18 protein-coding genes are annotated in these 22,267 nt (G+C 31.5%); 15 read left to right on the plus strand and 3 right to left on the minus strand.

What is annotated here, in order from left to right; genetic code table 11:
- The first annotated feature begins 492 nt into the window (after positions 1 to 492).
- The 3 genes from HMPREF3265_RS01995 to HMPREF3265_RS02005 all read left to right on the plus strand — a co-directional run bounded on the left by HMPREF3265_RS01995 (position 493) and on the right by HMPREF3265_RS02005 (position 3,017).
- Positions 493 to 1,284: a phosphotransferase family protein gene (locus tag HMPREF3265_RS01995; RefSeq protein ID WP_037536899.1), complete on the plus strand. Its 792-nt coding sequence runs from the start codon at positions 493 to 495 to the stop codon at positions 1,282 to 1,284.
- A 14-nt stretch (positions 1,285 to 1,298) separates the two neighbouring features.
- Positions 1,299 to 1,949 carry a tRNA (guanosine(46)-N7)-methyltransferase TrmB gene (trmB, locus tag HMPREF3265_RS02000; protein ID WP_037551081.1) on the plus strand — a complete coding sequence of 217 codons (651 nt, stop codon included), beginning with the start codon at positions 1,299 to 1,301 and terminating at the stop codon, positions 1,947 to 1,949.
- Between the two features lie 246 nt (positions 1,950 to 2,195).
- Positions 2,196 to 3,017 (plus strand): YtnP family quorum-quenching lactonase, encoded by an 822-nt coding sequence (locus HMPREF3265_RS02005; protein ID WP_070860932.1) that lies wholly within the window; start codon positions 2,196 to 2,198, stop codon positions 3,015 to 3,017.
- A gap of 120 nt (positions 3,018 to 3,137) precedes the next feature.
- Here the strand turns inward: HMPREF3265_RS02005 and HMPREF3265_RS02010 are convergent, their stop codons facing one another.
- Positions 3,138 to 3,455, minus strand: coding sequence for a hypothetical protein (locus HMPREF3265_RS02010; protein WP_053025155.1), 318 nt, complete (start codon positions 3,453 to 3,455; stop codon positions 3,138 to 3,140).
- Between the two features lie 86 nt (positions 3,456 to 3,541).
- Here HMPREF3265_RS02010 and HMPREF3265_RS02015 point away from each other — a divergent pair, with 86 nt between their 5' ends.
- The 10 genes from HMPREF3265_RS02015 to ccpA all read left to right on the plus strand — a co-directional run bounded on the left by HMPREF3265_RS02015 (position 3,542) and on the right by ccpA (position 16,318).
- The gene (locus tag HMPREF3265_RS02015; RefSeq protein WP_070440096.1) at positions 3,542 to 4,621 is read left to right on the plus strand and encodes a M42 family metallopeptidase; all 1,080 of its coding nucleotides are present in this window, start codon (positions 3,542 to 3,544) and stop codon (positions 4,619 to 4,621) included.
- A gap of 5 nt (positions 4,622 to 4,626) precedes the next feature.
- Complete coding sequence (locus HMPREF3265_RS02020) at positions 4,627 to 4,938, plus strand: thioredoxin family protein (protein WP_070440099.1); 312 nt, start codon at positions 4,627 to 4,629, stop codon at positions 4,936 to 4,938.
- A 111-nt stretch (positions 4,939 to 5,049) separates the two neighbouring features.
- A complete protein-coding gene (locus HMPREF3265_RS02025; protein WP_070860933.1) occupies positions 5,050 to 5,907 on the plus strand; it encodes a DUF1444 domain-containing protein in 858 nt (285 codons plus the stop codon).
- A gap of 21 nt (positions 5,908 to 5,928) precedes the next feature.
- Entirely contained in the window at positions 5,929 to 6,525 is a 597-nt protein-coding gene (gene ytpR / locus HMPREF3265_RS02030) for a YtpR family tRNA-binding protein (RefSeq protein WP_053025151.1), read from the plus strand.
- A 20-nt stretch (positions 6,526 to 6,545) separates the two neighbouring features.
- On the plus strand, positions 6,546 to 10,439 hold the full coding sequence (locus HMPREF3265_RS02035; protein ID WP_070860934.1) for a DNA translocase FtsK: 3,894 nt from the start codon (positions 6,546 to 6,548) through the stop codon (positions 10,437 to 10,439).
- A gap of 20 nt (positions 10,440 to 10,459) precedes the next feature.
- On the plus strand, positions 10,460 to 11,773 hold the full coding sequence (gene murC / locus HMPREF3265_RS02040; RefSeq protein ID WP_070860935.1) for a UDP-N-acetylmuramate--L-alanine ligase: 1,314 nt from the start codon (positions 10,460 to 10,462) through the stop codon (positions 11,771 to 11,773).
- Positions 11,774 to 11,854: 81 nt separating this feature from the next.
- Entirely contained in the window at positions 11,855 to 12,361 is a 507-nt protein-coding gene (locus HMPREF3265_RS02045) for a DUF948 domain-containing protein (protein ID WP_053025148.1), read from the plus strand.
- A 71-nt stretch (positions 12,362 to 12,432) separates the two neighbouring features.
- A complete protein-coding gene (locus HMPREF3265_RS02050) occupies positions 12,433 to 13,632 on the plus strand; it encodes a YtxH domain-containing protein (protein WP_276311373.1) in 1,200 nt (399 codons plus the stop codon).
- A 282-nt stretch (positions 13,633 to 13,914) separates the two neighbouring features.
- Positions 13,915 to 15,006 carry a bifunctional 3-deoxy-7-phosphoheptulonate synthase/chorismate mutase gene (locus tag HMPREF3265_RS02055; protein ID WP_053025147.1) on the plus strand — a complete coding sequence of 364 codons (1,092 nt, stop codon included), beginning with the start codon at positions 13,915 to 13,917 and terminating at the stop codon, positions 15,004 to 15,006.
- Between the two features lie 319 nt (positions 15,007 to 15,325).
- Positions 15,326 to 16,318 carry a catabolite control protein A gene (ccpA, locus tag HMPREF3265_RS02060; protein ID WP_070860936.1) on the plus strand — a complete coding sequence of 331 codons (993 nt, stop codon included), beginning with the start codon at positions 15,326 to 15,328 and terminating at the stop codon, positions 16,316 to 16,318.
- A gap of 146 nt (positions 16,319 to 16,464) precedes the next feature.
- On the opposite strand, the gene HMPREF3265_RS02065 is transcribed toward ccpA, so the two are convergent.
- Together HMPREF3265_RS02065 and HMPREF3265_RS02070 are read right to left on the minus strand one after the other, a co-directional pair.
- On the minus strand, positions 16,465 to 17,622 hold the full coding sequence (locus HMPREF3265_RS02065; protein ID WP_053025145.1) for an acetoin utilization protein AcuC: 1,158 nt from the start codon (positions 17,620 to 17,622) through the stop codon (positions 16,465 to 16,467).
- 34 nt (positions 17,623 to 17,656) lie between these two features.
- Positions 17,657 to 18,289, minus strand: a complete 633-nt coding sequence (locus HMPREF3265_RS02070; protein ID WP_053025144.1) for a GNAT family N-acetyltransferase — start codon at positions 18,287 to 18,289, stop codon at positions 17,657 to 17,659.
- A gap of 164 nt (positions 18,290 to 18,453) precedes the next feature.
- Between HMPREF3265_RS02070 and acsA the strand changes: the two genes are divergently transcribed.
- Together acsA and HMPREF3265_RS02080 are read left to right on the plus strand one after the other, a co-directional pair.
- On the plus strand, positions 18,454 to 20,163 hold the full coding sequence (acsA, locus tag HMPREF3265_RS02075; RefSeq protein WP_070443003.1) for an acetate--CoA ligase: 1,710 nt from the start codon (positions 18,454 to 18,456) through the stop codon (positions 20,161 to 20,163).
- Positions 20,164 to 20,496: 333 nt separating this feature from the next.
- A complete protein-coding gene (locus HMPREF3265_RS02080; RefSeq protein WP_070443002.1) occupies positions 20,497 to 22,164 on the plus strand; it encodes a formate--tetrahydrofolate ligase in 1,668 nt (555 codons plus the stop codon).
- The last annotated feature ends 103 nt before the right edge of the window (positions 22,165 to 22,267 follow it).

The raw sequence follows: 22,267 nt of genomic DNA on the forward strand, positions 1-22,267 counted from the left end.
TTTTTAGTCATCAGTCCAATTTATTATAGAGCCTTAATTCATTAAAATAATTAAATTGAAGAGCGTACTAATTCTTAAAAGATAGAATTATAGTACGTTCTTTTTTATTTTTCAGTGTGAATAAATTAAATGAATTAAATTAAAAATACTCAGTTTAAAGATATGAAAATGTGTTATAATGAAACCTAAAGATTGAATCGAATTTTAGCTAGTATCGACTAGTAAAATGTATCTTTTTGTTTCTCATTTTCAGTTGAAAAAGAAGGCTAAAAATTATAAAATCAGCATTGAGTGATAAAAGAGACGTATTTATTTAAATAAGTGTTAGGGGACAATAACATATTATTTAAAATTATGACTTATATGTAAAAACATAACTATTTTGAAATATATAATCTTTTTTCCAACAAATGATTATAATAAATTAGAATATATGGCTCTTGAAAACTATATTTCTCGAGCCATTTTCTAATTGAAAGTGAGGTGAACGAGTTGGAGCAGTTTTATCAATTAGGGTGGACACTTGATTCTGCAGGTGGTGCTTCAGGTGAAGCATACATGGCTGAACAAGATGGACAAAAGCTATTTTTAAAGCGTAATTCTAATCCATTTATAGCAGCGCTCTCAGCTGAGGGGATTGTACCTAAATTGGTTTGGACTAAACGTATTGAAACAGGTGAAGTAGTTACAGCGCAACATTGGAAAAATGGCAGAGAACTAGAACCTGATGAAATGTATCAATCACGAGTTGCTGCATTATTAAAAAAGATTCATGGTTCAAAACCTTTACTCAATATGCTTAAACGAATGGAAATGGAACCAATCACACCTAATATTATGTTAAAAAAGATTAATGCTTCATTATCAAGAGAAGTATTAACACATCATATTATTCGCAAATCATTAACATATTTAGAAGAACACATACCTAACCTAGATTCTCGCTTTTTTACTGTTGTACACGGAGATGTGAATCATAATAATTGGTTATTATCTGATCGGGATGAGTTGTTCTTAGTAGATTGGGAAGGTGCAATGATTGCTGATCCTGCAATTGATATTGGAATGCTGCTTTATAACTACGTTCCCGAAAAAAACTGGTCAGACTGGTTTAAAACATACGGTGTAGAAGAGAGCATTGAATTAAACAAGCGTATGAAATGGTATACGGTAATTCAATCAATCGGAATGGTTCAGTGGTATGAAGAACAGAAAAGATTTAAAGATATGAATAATTGGTTAAAATTCTTAAATGAGGTTATGAATAGTAATTTATTTATCTAAGGGAGATTTCGTGTATGAGAGTTCGCTATAAACCATGGGCGGAAGATTATTTGAAAGAACATCCTAATTTAGTTGATATGGATGGGGTGCATGCTGGAAAAATGTCAGAGTGGTTTGATAAAGAGCAACCGATTTATATAGAAATTGGATCTGGTATGGGGCAATTTATAACAACACTAGCTTCTAAATTCCCAGAAATAAACTTTGTTTCTATGGAACGTGAAAAAAGTGTAATGTATAAAGTGTTGGATAAAGTGAAGGAACTAAACCTGACAAATTTAAAAATGATATGTAATGACGCTATAGAGTTAAATGAGTATTTTAATGATGGTGAAGTCTCTCGAATCTATTTAAATTTCTCAGATCCTTGGCCAAAAAAAAGGCACGCTAAACGTCGATTGACATATCATACTTTTTTAGCTTTATATCAACAAATTTTAAAAGAAGATGGAGAAATTCATTTTAAAACGGATAATAGAGGTTTATTCGCTTTCAGTTTAGAAAGTATGTCGCAATATGGGATGTACTTTACGAAGTTAAATCTAAATCTACATGACGAAGATGATGAAGATAATATTTTGACAGAATATGAAAAGAAATTTTCTGAAAAAGGTTCTAGAATTTATCGTATGGAAGCGAAATTTCATAAATCTATTAAACATTAGTTAGTAAAATTTCAATAATAAGTACTATTGAAATAATGTATTACAAATATTAAATTAGTGATAGAATAATGAAATTAACAACAATAAAATATACTCAATTCTAATCACCCTACAGGAGTGGTACAATGATTCATTATGAATGATGTACCACTCCTGTTTATTTATTTTTAAAGTGGATATTGTATTATAACTTAGATTGATATCTGAACACTTAATAGATAAAAAGACAAATGGAAGGTGTTTAATATGAAATTAGGCGCATTTAACATCAATTATTTAAATGGTGGTATGACGCAAATGGATGGTGGGGCCATATTTGGAGTAGTTCCTAAACCATTATGGACTAAACGATATGCTGTTAATGAGAAAAACCAAGTTCCAAATTTAACTTACCCAATTTTAATTCAAACAGGGGATAAAAATATTTTGATTGATGCTGGAATTGGTAATCATAAATTAACTGATAAACAACTTAAAAATTATGGTGTCATGTATGAAAGTCAAATACATGATGAACTAGAAAAATTAAATTTAAATGTTGAAGATATAGATATGGTACTTATGTCCCATATGCATTTTGATCATGCCACAGGTCTAACAGATGTTGACGGCAACTCAATTTTTTCGAAAGCTACTCATTTTGTGCAACAAGACGAGTGGCATGAATTTATAAGTCCTAACATACGTAGTAAGGCAACTTATTGGGAAATCAATAGAGGTACTTATGAAAATAAATTAATACTTTTTGATAAAAAGGTTGAAGTTTATCCAGGCATTCATATGAAGCACGTGGGTCGTCATAGTTATGGACAATCAATTATTACGATTGAAAGTGAAGGAGAGAGAGCTGTCCATATGTCTGATATTATGCCTACGAATGCACATATTAATCCATTATGGGTTATGGCATATGACGATTATCCAATGCAATCCATTCGAGAAAAAGAAAGATTAATTCCCTATTACATTTATCAAGATTATTGGTTCTTGTATTATCATGATAATGTATTCTTCGCGGCTCAGTATGAACTTGATGGCAAAACAATCAAGCAGTCAATTAAGCGTTAATGATTGACTAGTGAAATGTTGGATTTAGGCTTGCTTTAATAATTGAAATTACATGTAAAGTAAAAAATGGTAAGAGGAGTGGGCATACTTTAATTCCAACTCCTCTTACCATTTACTTTATTATAATTCTATAATATTAATGATTTCTCCCGATTTAGCATCCGCATAAAATATATATTCAACTTGCTGATTATTCTTACTTTGAGTTATGCCACCTTGAAAGATTAATCTGTTTGGATATAAATTGTCATCTACATACGGCTCATGAAGAATAAATGAACCTTTAATATTCATAAAATAAGATTTGGCTTCTTTCAGAACATTACTAGGATTTTGGATTTTATTATTTTCTCTAAGAAAATAGATAAATATAATAGTAGCAACACTTGTAAGTAAAGCAACTGAAATTGAGATGTATTTGTAAGTTTGACGTGTCATAATCTTTACCTCTCTATTAATAGTTCTTATCATTAGTGTACCATATTCAAAATGATATAATACATTTAAGGAGTGTGTTAGTTAAGATGGACAAGAAAAAAACATTAGAGCGAATTAAAGCTTTAAGTGAATTACATGGTGCGCCAGGTTTTGAAGAAGACGTACGAAATTATATGAAAAAAGAAATGGCACCATATGTTGATGAATTTATTGTAAATCATATGGGTGGTTTCTATGGAGTCAAAAAATCTAAAAAAGCTAATGCCAAGAGGGTAATGATAGCTGCACATATGGATGAGATTGGATTTATGATTACAAATATAACAACAAATGGTATGTTACAGTTTACCAATCTTGGAGGAGTAGCAAATGATATATGGCAGGGTCAACGCCTTCAAGTTAAAAACAGAAAAGGAGACATTATTGTAGGGATTGTTTCTAATATACCTAAACACTTTAGAACTGGAAATGAAGCGGTACCTGAAATCAAAGATTTATTGTTAGATATAGGTGCAAGTTCTGATAAAGAAGTAAGGGAATTAGGTATTCAAATAGGAGATACAATAGTTCCAAATACTGAATTGACGCAGTTATCTGAATATCGATATAGTGCAAAAGCATGGGATAATCGATATGGTTGTGTCATTGCAATTGAAATACTAGAATTGTTGAGTGATGTAGAATTGGATGTCGATTTATATGTTGGTGCTAACGTTCAAGAAGAAGTAGGATTACGTGGTGCTAAGCCAGCTGCTGAATTAATTCAGCCTGACGTTGCTTTGGTTGTAGATTGTTCACCTGCGAATGATATTAAAGGTGTAAATCAATTATCAGGTGAATTAGGAGGTGGAACATTAATCCGTATTAAAGACGGCACTATGATTCTACAACCAGAATTTAGAGATTATCTAATTAAGTTAGCTGAAGACAATCATATAAAATATCAATACTACATATCTCCGGGCGGTACAGATGGTGGAGAAATACACAAAGCTAATATTGGTATTCCAACTGCAGTAATTGGTGTTTGTGCTAGATATATTCATAGTACGAATGCAGTTTTTGATATTAGAGATTACTATTCTGCAAGACAGCTACTTGAACAAGTTATATTAAATTTAAATATAGAACAAATTAACAAATTACAATTCCAAGATAAGGAGTAGATTAAATGATAAAATTAGAATCTGAATCTCAATTTAATTCACTTAAGAAAGAAAACACAGTATTTGAATTTACAGCAGGTTGGTGCCCTGACTGTCGTATTATTGAACCTGATTTACCTCGATTAGAAGAGAAGTATAAACATTTTAATTTTGTTTCAGTTGATAGAGATGAATTTATAGATTTAGCTATTGAAAATGATATTATGGGTATCCCAAGCTTTTTAGTGTATAAAAATGATGAATTAGTAGGTAGTTATATTGGAAAAGAACGAAAATCTATTGAACAAATTGATGAATTCTTGAGTAAATATGTTTAATTAAAAAGTAATTTAAAAAATAGAAGAATTTCAACTCTAACTTATTTTTTCTGTAATTGACTACAAATTTATTGTAAAATAGCATAAGGTGTGAATATAGGAGTGTTAAACATGAATGTTTTTCAAATAAGAGATAAATTAAAACAACGTTTAGCGCATCTAAATGTTGATTTTAAATTTGATCGCGAAGAGGAAACATTACGTATATATAGACAAGACAATTATAAAGGTGTAACAATCAAGTTAAACGCTATTGTCGCTAAATATGAAGTCCAAAAAGAGAAAATAATAGATGAAATTGTTTATTATGTCGAAGAAGCAATCGCTCAAATGGATGATGAAAGCATTGAAAAAATGACTAACATCCAGATTATGCCTGTCATACGTGCTACAAGCTTTGATAAAAAAACAAAAGAAGGTCATCGTTTTATCATTGAAAAGCATACAGCTGAAACCAATATTTATTACGCACTTGATTTAGGTAAATCTTACCGACTAATTGATGAAAGTATGTTGGAGTCACTTGGTTTAACTGAACAACAAGTTAAAGAAATGTCATTATTCAACATACGTAAACTCAAAAATGAATATAAAACAGATGAAGTTAAAGGAAACATTTTCTATTTTGTAAATTCAAATGATGGGTACGATGCTAGTCGTATCTTGAATACGAAATTTTTAGATGATATCTATCAACAGTGTCAAGGTGAAATGTTAGTAGCTGTTCCACATCAAGATGTCTTAATTATTGCTGATATACGTAATAAAACTGGTTATGATGTGATGGCTCATTTGACAATGGAATTCTTCACTAAGGGATTAGTTCCAATCACATCATTATCATTTGGTTATGAAAAAGGACATTTTGAACCTATATTCATTTTGGGTAAAAATAATAAACAAAAGCGAGATCCAAATGTTATTCAACGATTAGAAGCAAATCGTAAAAGATTTAACAATAAAAATTAATTGATATAGAGGAGATTTCAAATGAATTTATTTTATAATAAAGATGGAGTAGGGGATGTAGCTTTTCTACAAATAGAACCTACTGATGGACCGTTTGAATTTAAAAAACAAGGCGATATTGTTGAAATTAGTAAAGAAGGAACAATAGTCGGTTTCAATATATTTGAATTTTCAAGATATAACAAAATAAGTGGAAACGGACATATTAAATTAACTTCTGAACTAGTGGATGCGCTTCAGAAAGCCATAAATAAATCAGGATTAGACTACCAATTAAATGCAGATCTATCTCCTAAGTTTGTAGTTGGATATGTTGAAACTAAAGAAAAACACCCAGATGCTGATAAATTAAGTGTTTTAAAAGTAAATGTTGGTAATGAGCATTTACAAATCGTATGTGGTGCACCAAATGTTGAGGCAGGCCAAAAGGTGGTTGTCGCAAAAGTAGGAGCAGTAATGCCAAGTGGTATGGTTATTAAAGATGCTGAATTACGTGGTGTAGCTTCCAGTGGAATGATTTGTTCTATGAAAGAATTAAATTTACCAAATGCACCTCAAGAAAAAGGAATAATGGTATTAAGTAATGACTATGAAATTGGTCAAGCATTTTTCGATTAATATAGGAAGGAAGTGAATTTATGAGTTGGTTTGATGATTTATTTAGTAATAAAGAGAATTCTGATGAAGAATTGCTCAGACGCAAAAGTAAACGTCGCAATGGCGATCTAACTCAAAATAAAGATGATTCATTACTTCCTGAAAACAACGATATATATGATCGTCCAAGAGGTAAGTTTCGTTTCCCTATCGATGTGGGTCAAGACGAGAATTATGAAGAAGCAATTTATCGTGACAGTAATGATGATATAGATAGTTATAGACCACATTCTACTAATGTCCATAGTTCATATGATTCATTTGATTACGATGGTCATACAAATCAATCTAATAATTATGCTAAGTATGATAGTTCAGAAGATTCAAGAAGACGACGTAGAAGAAATCATATAAATCAAGATGATACTGGTATACCTTCTATTAAATCAAGAAGGCCTAAGTCATTAAATAAATATACTGATACACGTGATACACAACGCTTTAACAAACATCAAAACAATTACTCTAGTACCAATGTTTCAAATTATTCAAAACTTAATTCTAATCACCAATCTAGAGTTAAGTTACAATCAGAAAGATTTAAATCAAACTATCATTTAAGTTCTGAACCTACATATCACCGTTCAAGTTTTAAAACATCGAAAGTACCATCTGCTATTTTTGGAACTAAAAAGCGTAGACCCATCGAAAATGGTGTAATACCACCTGTTAAAGATGATGAAGATTCAAAAGAGTCTACAACAAAATATAGTTCAAGCACAGTTGAACATGTTTCCCATGAAAGTAATCATGGTATAGCAGACAATTCAAATAAGGAAGATACTAAACGTTCCTCACAAATAGATTCATCAATTAACAATGAAAATGAATCAACAATAGAATCAAGTTCTAATACCTCTAATTATAATGAGCGTACTCCAAATTATTCAAAACGTGATAACACGGTGAATATTGAAAATATTTATGCATCTCAGATTGTAGAGGAAATTAGAAAAGAAAGAGAGCGTAAAGTTCAACAAAAGCGTAAATTTAAAGAAGCCTTACAAAATAAACGACAACAAACTGATGAAGAAGATAGTATACAAAGAGCAATCGATGAAATGTATGCTAAGCAAGCAGAACAATATACTGGTGAAAGTTCACTTAATCAAGGTGACAATGTAAGCAATAAATCGAATGAAGATGAAATCGATGAAAGCAAGCATAGTTATTATAGTAATAACAAATCATTAGCAGATGAGCACAATGGGCTAGTTCAAAATCAAACTGATGAACAAACTAATAGTGGTAATGTTGATAATCAAAAAGAAGTTTCAAATGAATCTCATGAACCCTACAATTATGAAGAAATTGATTTAAATCAAGTTTCTAGCGTCCAACAAGTTAGTCAGGATGATGTACAAGTTAAAGATGTATTAGAAGAACAATCATTAAAAATTAACAATAATAAAGTGGAAAGTTATTCAAATGAAAAATTTGATGAATACTTAGAGGACACCAATAGTCATGAAGAAATGCTTCATGATGATTATTTACATGATCAAGTCATGGATGATGGAGAAAATGAAGGTATTAGTAATAAATCAACTGCTGAAAACAATGATGAAAAAATAGACGATGCTAATTATAGAGAGATTAATGAATCAGAATCACTTATGCAAGATAAAACGAATGATTTATCATTTAATGATGAAGTGAATAACTCTGAAGATCAACAAAATCCATCTGAAAATAATATCAATAATGCTGTTCGAAATGCTGTTTCTTCAGATATAGAATATGCAACTAATGAAGATGAAGAAAATGATGAAAGATTGGCACAAGATACGAATAAAGAAAATCAAAAGTTATCACAAACAGAAGATATACAAAATGAGTCTTTTAATAACGAAGATGTATTATTAACGTCTAATACAACAGATGATTCAGAACATCTTGAAAAAGATAGTTTAAGTGAAGATAAAAAACCTGAACCATCATCTAATAAAACTAATAAAATACCTCAAAAAATGTCAATCAAGCCTGGTAGTAAACCATTTAATGTTGTAATGACACCTTCTGATAAGAAGCGTATAATGGATGCTAAAAAAAATTCAGTTTCAAGAAACAAAGTTAATGTGCCTGAATTAAAACCTGAAACAAAAAAAGAAGCACAAGATGAGAAAATGAATGCAGAATTCGAAAATCATTTAAATGAGTCACAATTAAATTCTGACGAATCATCTGATTTTAATTTGGCATCTCTTGAATACAATGAAAGTTCCGAACATTCAGTTGAAAAAGACAATTTTATTAATGACGAAAACACAAGAGAAAATGAACATCAAGATGTTGATAATAGTCAAAACAATGATATACCTAAAGGAAATCAATTTGGAAAAGTTCAAAATTCAAATAATCAAAATGATAATAAACAAGATATTAATGAGTTTGTTTCTAAAGAGGATTATTCCGATGATACTTCAAAAAAGAATTATAAAGATGGAAATGACGCTAATCATAAGGCTCCTATAAGAAGAGGACCTAATATTAAGTTGCCAAGCTTTGATCTATTAGAAGATCATGAAGAACATGAAATAGATGAATCATGGATTGAAGAGAAAAAACAAGAATTAAATGACGCTTTTTATTATTTTAATGTACCTGCTGAAGTTCAAAATGTTACAGAAGGACCAAGTGTAACTCGTTTTGAATTGGCGGTAGAAAAGGGTGTCAAAGTTTCAAGAATTACAGCTTTACAAGATGATATTAAAATGGCTCTAGCTGCTAAAGATATTCGAATTGAAGCACCAATTCCTGGAACAAGTTTAGTTGGTATTGAAGTACCGAATTTAAATCCTACGAAAGTCAATTTAAAATCTATTTTAGAGAGTCCAAAATTTAAAAATGCCGAGTCTAAATTAACAGTAGCAATGGGTAATCGAATCAATAATGAACCATTATTGATGGACATAGCTAAAACACCTCACGCATTAATTGCAGGGGCGACTGGTTCAGGTAAATCTGTGTGTATCAATAGTATTTTAATGTCATTACTTTATAAAAATCATCCTGAAGAATTAAGATTATTACTTATTGACCCTAAGATGGTAGAACTTGCACCATATAACGATTTACCACATCTAGTTTCACCAGTTATTACTGATGTAAAGGCAGCTACACAAAGTTTAAAATGGGCAGTAGATGAAATGGAAAAACGTTACAAATTATTTGCGCAATTCCACGTAAGAAATATTACTGCTTTCAATAAAAAAGCACCATATGAGCAAAGAATGCCAAAAATTGTTATTGTTATTGATGAGTTAGCTGATTTAATGATGATGGCACCTCAAGAAGTAGAACAATCAATTGCTCGAATAGCTCAAAAGGCTCGTGCATGTGGTATACACATGTTAGTTGCAACACAACGACCTTCTGTGAATGTCATCACTGGTTTAATAAAAGCTAACATACCTACACGTATTGCATTTATGGTATCTTCAAGCGTTGACTCAAGAACGATTTTAGATAGTGGCGGTGCAGAACGCTTGTTAGGATATGGGGATATGCTTTATTTAGGTAGCGGAATGAATAAACCAATTCGTGTCCAAGGTACTTTTGTTTCGGATGATGAGATTGATGATGTAGTTGATTTCATTAAAGATCAAAGAGAACCTGACTATTTATTCGAAGAGAAGGAATTACTTAAAAAGAATCAAACACAAGCTCAAGATGAATTATTTGATGATGTGTGTGAATTTATGGTTAAAGAAGGACATATATCTACTTCATTAATTCAAAGACATTTCCAAATTGGTTATAACCGTGCAGCTCGAATTGTAGACCAACTTGAACAATTAGATTATATTTCAGGTGCAAATGGTTCTAAACCTAGAGATGTATTCATTACTGAAGCAGATTTAAAGAAAGATTAATTTAAAGGAGTTTTATGTATATGACGCATTATCATTTTGTTGGTATTAAAGGCGCTGGAATGAGTTCGTTAGCACAGATCATGCATGATCTTGGTCATGAGGTGCAAGGGTCTGATATTGAAAAATATGTATTTACAGAAGTAGCATTGAAAAATAAAGGAATTAAAATACTACCATTCAATGCAGATAATATTGAAAAAGGGATGGTAGTAATACAAGGTAATGCGTTTCCAGATACTCATGAAGAAATTGTTAAAGCGCATGATTTAAAATTAGATGTTATTCGCTATCATGACTTCTTAGGTCACGTAATTGATCAATATACATCTGTTGCAGTTACTGGTGCTCACGGAAAAACATCAACAACTGGTTTATTATCACATGTTATGAATGGTGATAAAAAAACATCATTCTTGATTGGTGATGGAACTGGTATGGGATTACCTGCGAGCGATTATTTTGCATTTGAAGCATGTGAATATCGTCGACATTTCCTAAGTTATCATCCAGATTATGCAATTATGACAAATATTGACTTTGATCATCCTGATTACTTCAAAGATATTGATGATGTAGCAAGTGCTTTCCAAAGCATGGCGCACAATGTCAAAAAAGCAATTATTGCTTGGGGTGACGATGATCATCTAAGACAACTTAAAGCCAATGTTCCAATTTATTACTATGGATTAAATAAAAATGATGATATTTACGCAGATAACATTCAAATCACGGATAAAGGCACTCAATTTGATGTTTATGTTAATGGTGAATATTATGATCAATTTTTATCACCTCAGTACGGTGATCATAATATCCAAAATGCATTAGCTGTTATCGCAATTAGTTACCTAGAAAAGATGGACGTTAACAACATTAAAGAAGCATTTGAAACATTTGGTGGTGTAAAACGTCGTTTTAATGAAACAAATGTTTCTAATCAAGTATTAGTAGACGATTATGCTCACCATCCAAGAGAAATTAGTGCTACAATTGAAACAGCACGTAAAAAATATCCAAATAAAGATATTGTGGCAGTTTTCCAACCACATACTTTCTCAAGAACACAAGCCTTCTTAGATGAATTTGCAACATCATTAAGTAAAGCGGACCATGTTTATTTATGTGAAATATTTGGTTCCATTCGTGAAAATACTGGCGATTTAACGATTCAAGATTTGATAAATCGTATTGACGGATCTGCGCTTATCGAAGAAAATAATATTGACGTATTAGATCAATTTGATAATGCAGTCATCTTATTCATGGGTGCAGGTGACATTCAAAAGTTACAACGTGCATATGAAGAACATGTCGGCATGACAAATGAATTTTAATATGTTTATATATAATTATGTTGGGTATTTATAATTAATAGCTTTTATTTAAAAGTAAATGGTAATTAGGAGGCGTTTTTAATGGATTGGATTTTACCAATTGCTGGAATTATCGCTGCGATTGCATTCTTAGTATTATGTATTGGAATCGTTGTTGTTTTAATTTCAGTTAAAAAGAATTTAGATCACGTTGCTAAAACACTTGATGGTGTTGAAGGCCAAGTTCAAGGTATTACTCGTGAAACAACTGATTTACTTCACAAAGCTAATCGCTTAACTGAAGATATTCAAGGAAAAGTTGAACGTTTAAACTCTGTTGTCGATGGTGTTAAAGGCATCGGTGATTCAGTTCAAAACTTAAATGGTTCAGTTGATCGTGTAACTAACTCAATTACACATAATATTTCTCAAAATGAAGATAAAATTTCTCAAGTAGTTCAATGGTCAAATGTTGCAATGGAAATTGCTGACAAATGGCAAAATAGACACTACCGTAGAGGAAGTGCAAACTACAGAAACACATCTGTAGGTAATGATGTAAATCATTCTAACGAAAATTACACTACTAACGTTGAGAAAAACTTTTAATATGATTCAATCAAATGCACTTAAATGAGGTTTTTACTTATTTAAGTGCTTTTCTTATAGGAGGAGTTAATATGAGCAAGAAATATAATCGTGACGCATTTGAAGTTACAAATTCTGGTAATGATTTACACGGAAAAGGTGCTAATCAACAAGATAGTGCTACACAGTCAAATGCGACAAAACACTACAACAGAGATGAATTTGAAAAAAATAATTTTGGTCATGATTTACATGATAATGGACCAAACCAAAAAAATGGTAAATCTAGACAAGGTTCAAATACAGAACATTATAATAGAGACGAGTTTGTGACTAACAACACTGGTAAAGATTTACACGGACAAGGTGAAAATCAAAATTCTAATAATTATGATGTATCAAATTCTCAATATAGTCACAACAAGTTCAGTTCTCATCCTTCACGTAAGGACTTTGTAATTAGTTTTATTACAGGTGCTTTAATCGGTTCAGCTGTTGGGTTATTTTATAAAAATAAAGCTGAAGAAAAAATTGATAGTGCGAAGACTAAAGAAAAAGAATTGAGAAATCGTTACCAAAATATTAAGCAACAAACTGAAAGTAATATCGAAAATGTTAAACAAAAAATTGATGACTTTAAAAACAGAGACAATTCAGAAGTTAGCAATGATGAACTTGTAGCTCAACAAAATGCAATCAAAGCTGAAACGTCGAATAATTTAGCAGATCAATCACCACAAGCACAAGAAATACAAGATGCTAAAGCTGAAGCTAAAAAAGATTCAAAATCAAAAGAAATTAGTGCTACAGAATTAGCTGCACAACAAAATGCAGTAAAAGTTGAATCATCAAATAATAATTTATCAGATCCTTCAATTAAGGATGATGCTAGCCATAATAAAAATGTTACTGCGAAAAATCTAGCATCAGCTGCTAAAACAAAAAAAAGTAAATTAGATAATGACTCAAACGTAGCCAATAAAACAAAAAATTTATTAGAAGAGCCTTCTGTTGCTAAATCAAAAGGTATTTATACTGTTCCTAATTTAGTTACAAAAGAAGACAAAACAATTAACACCAATGAAGACCAAGTAAAAAATAATCAAGCTCACGCTACTTCTAAATTTGAAAATGGTGTTATCACACACGATACAAAATCAAACAATGAAAAATCAAAAGGGAATAGCAAGCAATCACAAAACGAACCAAAAGTTAAAAATAAAACACCTAAACAACAACAAAGAGTTGAAAAAGCTAAAAGTAAAATAGATAAACGTACTTTTAATGATTAATGAAACTTTAACTTATTGATTAAGTTAATATTCATTCATTAAATGGAGCGGATTCAGAAATCTATATATATTAGATTTTTGATTCGCTCCATTTTTTATATCGAAAATGATTAATTAAAAATTCCACAATAGTAATTAGATAATTCATAAATTTTAGAAAATTTTTAGACTTCTAAGGTTGAACTATTATTTTTAAATTGTTAGAATATTATCTAACTAATATTATTTTATCGCTTTAAAGTAATATAATTAATTAAGTAACTTTTATTGAGGTGAGTAGTAATGTCAACGAAATTAGAACAATACAGAGAAGAAATTGTTTCGATTAATAATCAAATTTTAGAATTATTATCTAAACGTGGTGAGTTAGCTCAAAAGATTGGTGAAGAAAAAATAAAACAAGGCACAAAAGTTTATGATCCACAGCGCGAAAAGGAAATGATTAATGAATTAATGGATCGTAACCAAGGACCTTTTAATGATAATGTTATTAAGCAACTATTCAAAGAAATCTTCAAAGCGTCAACTGACTTGCAAAAATCTGAGAATGAAAAACATCTTTATGTATCACGTAAATTAAAACCTGAAGATACAATTGTTAAATTTGACAACGGTGGCATTATTGGCGATGGGAATAAATCATTTGTATTTGGACCTTGTTCTGTAGAATCTCAAGAACAGGTAGATGCAGTCGCAAAAGATTTGCAAGCTAGGGGTGAGAAATTCATTCGTGGTGGCGCATTTAAACCTCGTACATCGCCTTATGATTTCCAAGGTTTAGGTGTTGAAGGGCTTAAAATTTTAAAAAATGTTAAAGATAAATTCGGTCTTAATGTTGTTAGTGAAATTGTAAATCCTGCTGATTTTGAAGTTGCTGATGAATACCTAGATGTATTTCAAATTGGCGCGCGTAACATGCAAAACTTTGAATTACTGAAAGAAGCTGGCAGAACTGATAAACCTATCCTACTAAAAAGAGGATTGTCTGCGACTATAGAGGAATTTACCTTTGCAGCCGAGTATATTGCTTCACAAGGAAATAAAAATATTATCCTGTGTGAACGTGGTATCCGTACTTATGAAAAAGCAACACGTAATACTCTAGATATATCTGCTGTTCCAATTTTAAAACAAGGAACGCATTTACCTGTAATGGTAGATGTAACGCATAGCACAGGACGCAAAGATATTATGTTACCAACTGCAAAAGCTGCTTTAGCTGTTGGCGCAGATGGTGTAATGGCAGAAGTTCATCCAGACCCATCTGTTGCACTAAGTGATAGTGGTCAACAAATGGATTTAAATGAATTTGATCAATTTTACAATGAATTGAAACCATTAGCTGAATTATATAATTCAAAAAAATTAAAATAATAAGTTCACTTAATTAGATAATTGATATACATGAGCTATTCGTTTTACTGAATTATAAGTATGTTTTATAATACTAATTCTGGTAATAATGAATAGCTCTTTAAATTGTCAAACTTTAGCTATTCTATTTATTAATCAACGATTTCATTTTTATTGAATAATATGGCAAATCACTCTTTGTAATTAAAATAATATAAAATTTGACATAAATGTGAAATTATTAACAATAGGTTTGAATGAAAGCGATTTTGTGGTAAACTTTGAAAATGAAATGAAAACACGTTATAATAACAAATAAAACGCTTACAAGGAGGAAGTTATGACAGTAACTATATATGATGTTGCTAGAGAGGCCCGAGTATCTATGGCAACCGTTTCACGAGTAGTGAATGGTAATCAAAATGTTAAACCTGAAACTAGAAAAAAAGTTAATGAGGTAATCAAAAGATTAAATTATCGACCAAACGCTGTTGCAAGAGGACTAGCTAGTAAACGAACAACAACAGTAGGCGTTATCATTCCTGACATATCCAATATCTATTATTCTCAATTAGCTCGTGGTATTGAGGATATAGCAACAATGTACAAATATCATTCTATAATTTCTAACTCAGATAATGATTCTGAAAAAGAAAAAGAAATATTTAATAATTTATTAAGTAAACAAGTGGATGGTATTATCTTTTTAGGTGGAACGATTTCTGATGAAATTAAAGATTTAATTAATCAATCATCTGTTCCAGTCGTCGTATCAGGTACGAATGGAAAAGATGACAATATCGCTTCTGTTAATATTGATTTCAAAACTGCAGCAATGGAAATTACTGGGCAGCTAATTCAATCAGGTGCTAAAGAATTTGCATTAGTAAGCGGTGATTACTCTAAAAAAGCTCAAGAAGATGTATTTAATGGTCTTAAAGAAGTAGTGGATCGTCATCAATTAAAATTAAATGAAACTGTGCAATTCTCTGGATCTGAAAGTTATAAAGACGGTATTAAAGTATTCGAGGATTTGAAAGGGGATTTACCTGATGCCATTTTATCAATAAGTGATGAACAGGCAATAGGTATTATGCATAGTGCATTAGATGCTGGTATTAGAGTACCAGAAGATTTACAAATTGTTAGTTTCAACAATACACGATTAGTAGAGATGGTAAGACCAAAACTATCTAGTGTTATTCAACCATTATATGATATCGGTGCTGTAGGCATGCGTCTATTAACAAAATATATGAACGAAGAAGAAATTGAAGAACCTAATGTTATTTTACCTCACCGTATTGAGTATAGAGGTACAACCAAAGACTAGTAGTAAAAAAATAATTTATTATTAATAGTTACAATTTTAACACATATCAACTGACAAACTGAGAAGATATGTTATAAACTTTCCAATTATAATTGTTTTAAGGGAGCGGTATGATGATTTTAAAATTAAATCATCATACCGCTCCCTTAGTGTGTATACCAATGAACGATTCTACTTGCTCGTTCGTTGTTTTTCTGTGAGATTTCATATGATCTGGGTATTGTTTGATAGTCGCGATAATCTTCTGTCCAATGTTTAGGTAGGTTTACTGGTGAGTACGCACGCCATTTTTTAATCCATTGTTCTGGTAAAGGTCCTTCTTGAATGGGTTTATTAATTAATGCTAAAAATATATGGCTCCACGCTCTTGGGACTACTTGCCAAATATTATAACCTCCACCACCAAACATTAAAACTTTTCCATCTGTATATTTGTGCGCTAATTTATTAATTATATATGGAATTTCGTATAAAGTTTCTAATGAACAACTCATGTGTGTTAAAGGATCTAAGTAATGAATATCCACACCATGTACACTAAGTAGGATATCAGGTTTATAAGCCTTAATAACACTTGTCACGGATTCTTTAAAGACTTTTAAATAATTATCATGTTCAGTATAAGGTTCTAACGGTAAATTTACTGTATAACCATAACCCAAATCTTCGCCACGTTCAGTGTAATGTCCTGAACCTGGAAATAAAAATTTCCCTGTTTCATGGATGGAATAACACATGATCGTATTATCAGTATAAAGGCTCCATTGAGTCCCATCACCATGATGCGCATCTGTATCAATGACCATCACACGTTGCTTATATTTAGTAGCAAGATATTTTGCTGTAATGGCAACATCATTATAAATGCAAAATCCATTGGCACGTCCAGGTAAACTATGATGTAATCCGCCACCTAAGTGACAACCATTTAATATATTTTCATTCATTATTTCATCTGCCAAATTAAGTGCACCACCAACAATCCTTGCGCTATGCTTGTGCATATGTTGAAATTGGAATGTATCATCTGTATTTAATCCATATTTATTAGCCTCCGATGGACTTAAAATTCCATGAGACGCATGTTTAATTGCTTGTATATAATCATATTTATGAATTAAAGCCAATTCCTCTTCAGTAGCTATTCTAGGATTAATGATTTGATCAACCTTCAACAATTTCATCATTTGGAGTAATTCTGTAGTTAATTTTAATCGCATTTGATTAAAAGGGTGGTTATCATTAAAACGATATTTTAATAGTTCATCTGAATAGACATAACCCGTTTTTAAATTATTTTGCATAAATATCATACCCCTTAAATTTTTAACAGAAATCTTAAAATAAAAATCGATTCTTATAACGTAAATCATCAAAAGACTGTTGCTGGTCTAATGTAATTCTGTTACCAATTCTCGCCATTAAACAATTAGCTGGATGACTGGTAATTTCTGGATCATCAGTAGCAAATACTTCTAATCCACCTTTAGACATTAATTTTTGCATCATTTTTTTATATTCAAAAACATCTAATTTAGCTGATTTCAAATCCCAATGCCAATAATACTCAGTTGTCAAAACAATATAGTCTTCAAACTCATCTTGAGAAAGACTTAATGAAATAAGCTCACCACCTATATGAAACTGTCTAAAATCACTATGCACTTCTATAGCACCTAACTCAATTAAATAGGGTAGTTGTCCTTCAGCCCATCTTTCAAATTCATCGGGATAGTGATATGTTACATACCCTATGACATGTTTGTTTTCTCGAGCAATATATATACGACCTTCAGGTAATTGCGTAATTTCTTTCAAAGCGTCAAATTGATCTTTTGCCGGTCTAAAGGCATTTAACGACTCATCGAAAGAAAGCGTTTTCAAATAATTACATGAAACAGGGCCTTCAATAATGAAATGCTTATTGGTAATTGTTAGGTGCTTGGTTACGTTTGTTTTAATGTGTTTCATTCATCTCACTCCCAATACGAACTACTATTATAGTTATTTTATATTTATTTAGAAAAATAAACAAATTAAATTGTAATAATTATCTAAAAATTTTGAATAACACAAAAATTAATGTATAATACTTTTTAAAGAAAGCGATTTCATTAAATGAGGGGGATTTTATAATGAAAGTAGAAGTATTTGAAAGCGAGCAAGGTAATTATAATTTACAAGATTATGAAAAGACATATCAGGACTTTGATTGGGATGAAGTGAAAAAAGCTTTCTCATGGAATGAAACAGGAAAAATAAACATGGCTTACGAGTGTATTGATCGTCATGTTGATAATGGTAAAGGCGATAAAATTGCACTTAATTATAGAGATGAAAAACGTAAAGAACAATATAGTTTTAAAGAATTAAAAGTGCTATCAAATAAGGCTGCCAACGTTTTAGTAGATAAAGCGAATGTTCAAAAAGGGGATCGCGTATTTATCTTTATGCCAAGAACGCCTGAACTATATTTTGCCTTTCTTGGTATTCTAAAAATTGGTGCTATCGTTGGTCCATTATTTGAAGCTTTTATGGAAAAAGCGGTAACTGATAGATTAGAAAATAGTGAAGCAAAAGTCATTGTTACTACAAATAGTTTACTAGGCAGAATTCCTAAGGATAAATTACCTCACTTAGAAACAATAGTAGTTGTTGACGATGAAGTTGATGAACAATATGTTGATTTCAATAAAGAATTGAATCAAGCAAATGAAGAATTTGATATTGAGTGGTTAAAAGAAGATGATGGTTTAATCTTACACTACACATCAGGTTCTACTGGTCAACCTAAAGGGGTATTACACGTTCAAAAAGCAATGTTACTTCATTATATTTCAGGTAAATATGTATTAGATTTAAAAGAAGGTGACATTTACTGGTGTACAGCTGATCCTGGTTGGGTTACAGGTACATCTTATGGTGTGTTTGCACCTTGGTTAAATGGTGTTACAAATTGCATAGCGGGTGGTCGATTCTCTCCTGAACAATGGTATAGCATGATTGAAACATTTAAAGTAACAATTTGGTATACTGCGCCTACAGCATTAAGAATGTTAATGAGCGCAGGTGATGATGTAGTAGAAAAATATGATTTGTCATCATTACGATCAATTTTATCTGTTGGTGAGCCACTTAACCCTGAAGTTATTAAATGGTCTAAAGATGTATATGATAAACGTGTATTAGATACATGGTGGATGACAGAAACAGGGGGTCATATGATTGTGAATTATCCTGCAGTTGACGTTAAATTAGGTTCAATGGGTAAACCATTACCGGGAATAGAGGCTGCTATTATAGATGACTCAGGTAATGTATTACCACCGAACAGAATGGGGAATTTAGCTATTAAAAAGGGTTGGCCATCTATGATGTATTCAATTTGGAAAAACCCTGAAAAATATAATTCTTATTTTATTGGAGATTGGTACGTTTCAGGTGATTCAGCATATCAAGATGAAGAGGGTTATTTCTGGTTCCAAGGCCGTGTTGATGACGTAATTATGACTGCTGGTGAGCGTGTAGGTCCATTTGAAGTAGAATCGAAATTAGTTGAGCATGAAGCAGTAGCTGAAGCGGGTGTTATCGGTAAACCAGATCCTGTCAGAGGCGAAATTATCAAAGCCTTTATTTCATTACGCCAAGGCTATGAACCTTCAGATGAGCTAAAAGCAGATATTCGTAAATTTGTTAAAGAGGGGCTATCAGGTCATGCAGCACCAAGAGAAATAGAGTTTAAAGATAAATTACCTAAAACACGCTCTGGTAAAATTATGAGACGTGTGTTAAAAGCTTGGGAGCTTAATTTAGATGCAGGCGATTTAAGTACGATGGAAGATTAAACTTTAATGAATGTAACTAAGCTAGGACAATTATTGGTCCTAGCTTTTATAATGTTTATAGTTGACCTAAGTCGAAATAAAGGTTTTTGAATTCATATTATGATGTATTTTTACTTTAAATTTTTAGATTTATAAAATAAATTTATTTAAATTAGCAGATTTATCATAAAATTAAGTTAAATTTTACACAAATCATTGGAAACGCTCTCAAAAATTCGACATCGCTTACATTGTTAGTTATTATTAATATGTAAGATTAAAAGAAACCTTAAGCAACTGATTTGAGGTATTCTTACATAAATCAAATTATAAATAACAAGGGGTTGAAATAAGTTGGCACATTTATCAGATTTAGATATTGCTAATCAATCAGAACTAAAACCTATTGGAGAAATCGCTGAAAAAGCTGGAATCCCAGCAGACGCTTTAGAACAATATGGTCACTATAAAGCTAAGATTGATATCAATCAAATCAAACCAAAAGACAACAAAGGGAAAGTCGTTTTAGTAACTGCAATGAGTCCAACACCAGCCGGTGAAGGTAAATCTACAGTTACTGTTGGATTATCTGATGCGTTCAACGAATTAAAGAAAAATGTAATGGTAGCTTTACGTGAACCAGCATTAGGACCTACATTTGGTATTAAAGGTGGGGCAACTGGTGGAGGTTATGCGCAAGTATTACCAATGGAAGATATTAACTTACACTTCAATGGTGACTTCCACGCGATTACTACTGCAAATAATGCTTTATCTGCATTTATCGATAACCACATCCATCAAGGTAATGAATTAGGCATTGATGTACGTCGTGTTGAATGGAAACGTGTATTAGACATGAACGACCGTGCATTACGTCATGTAAATGTTGGTTTAGGTGGACCTACTAATGGTGTACCTCGTGAAGATGGTTTCAATATTACAGTTGCCTCAGAAGTAATGGCAATCTTATGTTTAGCTCGTAATATTAATGACTTAAAAGAAAAAATTAGCCGTATTACTATTGGTTACACTCGTGATCGTAAACCAGTTACAGTTGCAGACTTAAAAGTTGAAGGCGCATTAGCTATGATTCTTAAAGATGCTATTAAACCTAACTTAGTTCAAACTATTGAAGGTACACCAGCATTAGTTCATGGTGGACCATTCGCTAACATTGCACATGGTTGTAACTCAATTTTAGCTACTGAAACAGCACGTGATCTTGCAGACATCGTTGTAACAGAAGCAGGATTCGGTTCAGACCTTGGTGCTGAAAAATTCATCGACATTAAAGCTAGAGAAGCTGGCTTTGAACCTTCAGCAGTAGTATTAGTTGCAACAGTTCGTGCCCTTAAAATGCATGGTGGCGTAGCTAAAGATGACTTAAAAGAAGAAAATGTTGAAGCAGTTAAAGCTGGTATTGTTAACTTAGAACGTCATGTTAACAACATCCGTAAATTTGGTGTTGAACCAGTTATCGCATTAAATGCATTTATTCATGATACAGATGCTGAAACTGAAGTAGTAAAAGCTTGGGCTAAAGAAAATAACGTTAGAATCGCTTTAACTGAAGTATGGGAAAAAGGCGGTAAAGGTGGCGTTGAATTAGCTAACCAAGTACTTGAAGTTATTGAACAACCAAATGATTTCAAATTCTTATATGATTTAGATCAATCATTAGAAGAAAAAATTGAAACAATCGTTAAAGATATCTATGGTGGTTCTTCAGTTACATTTAGTAAAAAAGCTAAAAAACAACTAAAAGAATTTACTGACAATGGTTGGGGTCAATATCCAATCTGTATGGCTAAAACTCAATATTCATTCAGTGATGATGCAACTGCTTTAGGTGCTCCAACTGATTTTGATATTACTATTAGAGAATTAGAGGCTAAAACAGGTGCAGGATTTATTGTTGCATTAACTGGTGCAATCATGACTATGCCTGGATTACCTAAAAAACCAGCTGCATTAAATATGGACGTTACAGAAGACGGCCATGCAGTAGGCTTATTCTAGTAGACTGAAGTACCGACTATCATAATGTATTATTATGTTACGTTGAAAACTGCTGACAAAGCGTAAAACTTTGGGCTCTACGTCAAATCGGACTGATGAGTCC

Origin of the sequence: Staphylococcus sp. HMSC62B09, from assembly GCF_001839115.1 — a bacterium.
In the GTDB taxonomy this organism is placed as follows: Bacteria; Bacillota; Bacilli; order Staphylococcales; family Staphylococcaceae; genus Staphylococcus; species Staphylococcus haemolyticus.

Coding starts and splice junctions, on each gene's coding strand:
- trmB (WP_037551081.1), top strand. CDS start 1,299: ATGAGAGTTCGCTATAAACCATGGGCGGAAGATTATTTGAAAGAACAT.
- HMPREF3265_RS02005 (WP_070860932.1), top strand. CDS start 2,196: ATGAAATTAGGCGCATTTAACATCAATTATTTAAATGGTGGTATGACG.
- HMPREF3265_RS02010 (WP_053025155.1), bottom strand. CDS start 3,455: ATGACACGTCAAACTTACAAATACATCTCAATTTCAGTTGCTTTACTT.
- HMPREF3265_RS02015 (WP_070440096.1), top strand. CDS start 3,542: ATGGACAAGAAAAAAACATTAGAGCGAATTAAAGCTTTAAGTGAATTA.
- HMPREF3265_RS02020 (WP_070440099.1), top strand. CDS start 4,627: ATGATAAAATTAGAATCTGAATCTCAATTTAATTCACTTAAGAAAGAA.
- HMPREF3265_RS02025 (WP_070860933.1), top strand. CDS start 5,050: ATGAATGTTTTTCAAATAAGAGATAAATTAAAACAACGTTTAGCGCAT.
- ytpR (WP_053025151.1), top strand. CDS start 5,929: ATGAATTTATTTTATAATAAAGATGGAGTAGGGGATGTAGCTTTTCTA.
- HMPREF3265_RS02035 (WP_070860934.1), top strand. CDS start 6,546: ATGAGTTGGTTTGATGATTTATTTAGTAATAAAGAGAATTCTGATGAA.
- murC (WP_070860935.1), top strand. CDS start 10,460: ATGACGCATTATCATTTTGTTGGTATTAAAGGCGCTGGAATGAGTTCG.
- HMPREF3265_RS02045 (WP_053025148.1), top strand. CDS start 11,855: ATGGATTGGATTTTACCAATTGCTGGAATTATCGCTGCGATTGCATTC.
- HMPREF3265_RS02050 (WP_276311373.1), top strand. CDS start 12,433: ATGAGCAAGAAATATAATCGTGACGCATTTGAAGTTACAAATTCTGGT.
- HMPREF3265_RS02055 (WP_053025147.1), top strand. CDS start 13,915: ATGTCAACGAAATTAGAACAATACAGAGAAGAAATTGTTTCGATTAAT.
- ccpA (WP_070860936.1), top strand. CDS start 15,326: ATGACAGTAACTATATATGATGTTGCTAGAGAGGCCCGAGTATCTATG.
- HMPREF3265_RS02065 (WP_053025145.1), bottom strand. CDS start 17,622: ATGCAAAATAATTTAAAAACGGGTTATGTCTATTCAGATGAACTATTA.
- HMPREF3265_RS02070 (WP_053025144.1), bottom strand. CDS start 18,289: ATGAAACACATTAAAACAAACGTAACCAAGCACCTAACAATTACCAAT.
- acsA (WP_070443003.1), top strand. CDS start 18,454: ATGAAAGTAGAAGTATTTGAAAGCGAGCAAGGTAATTATAATTTACAA.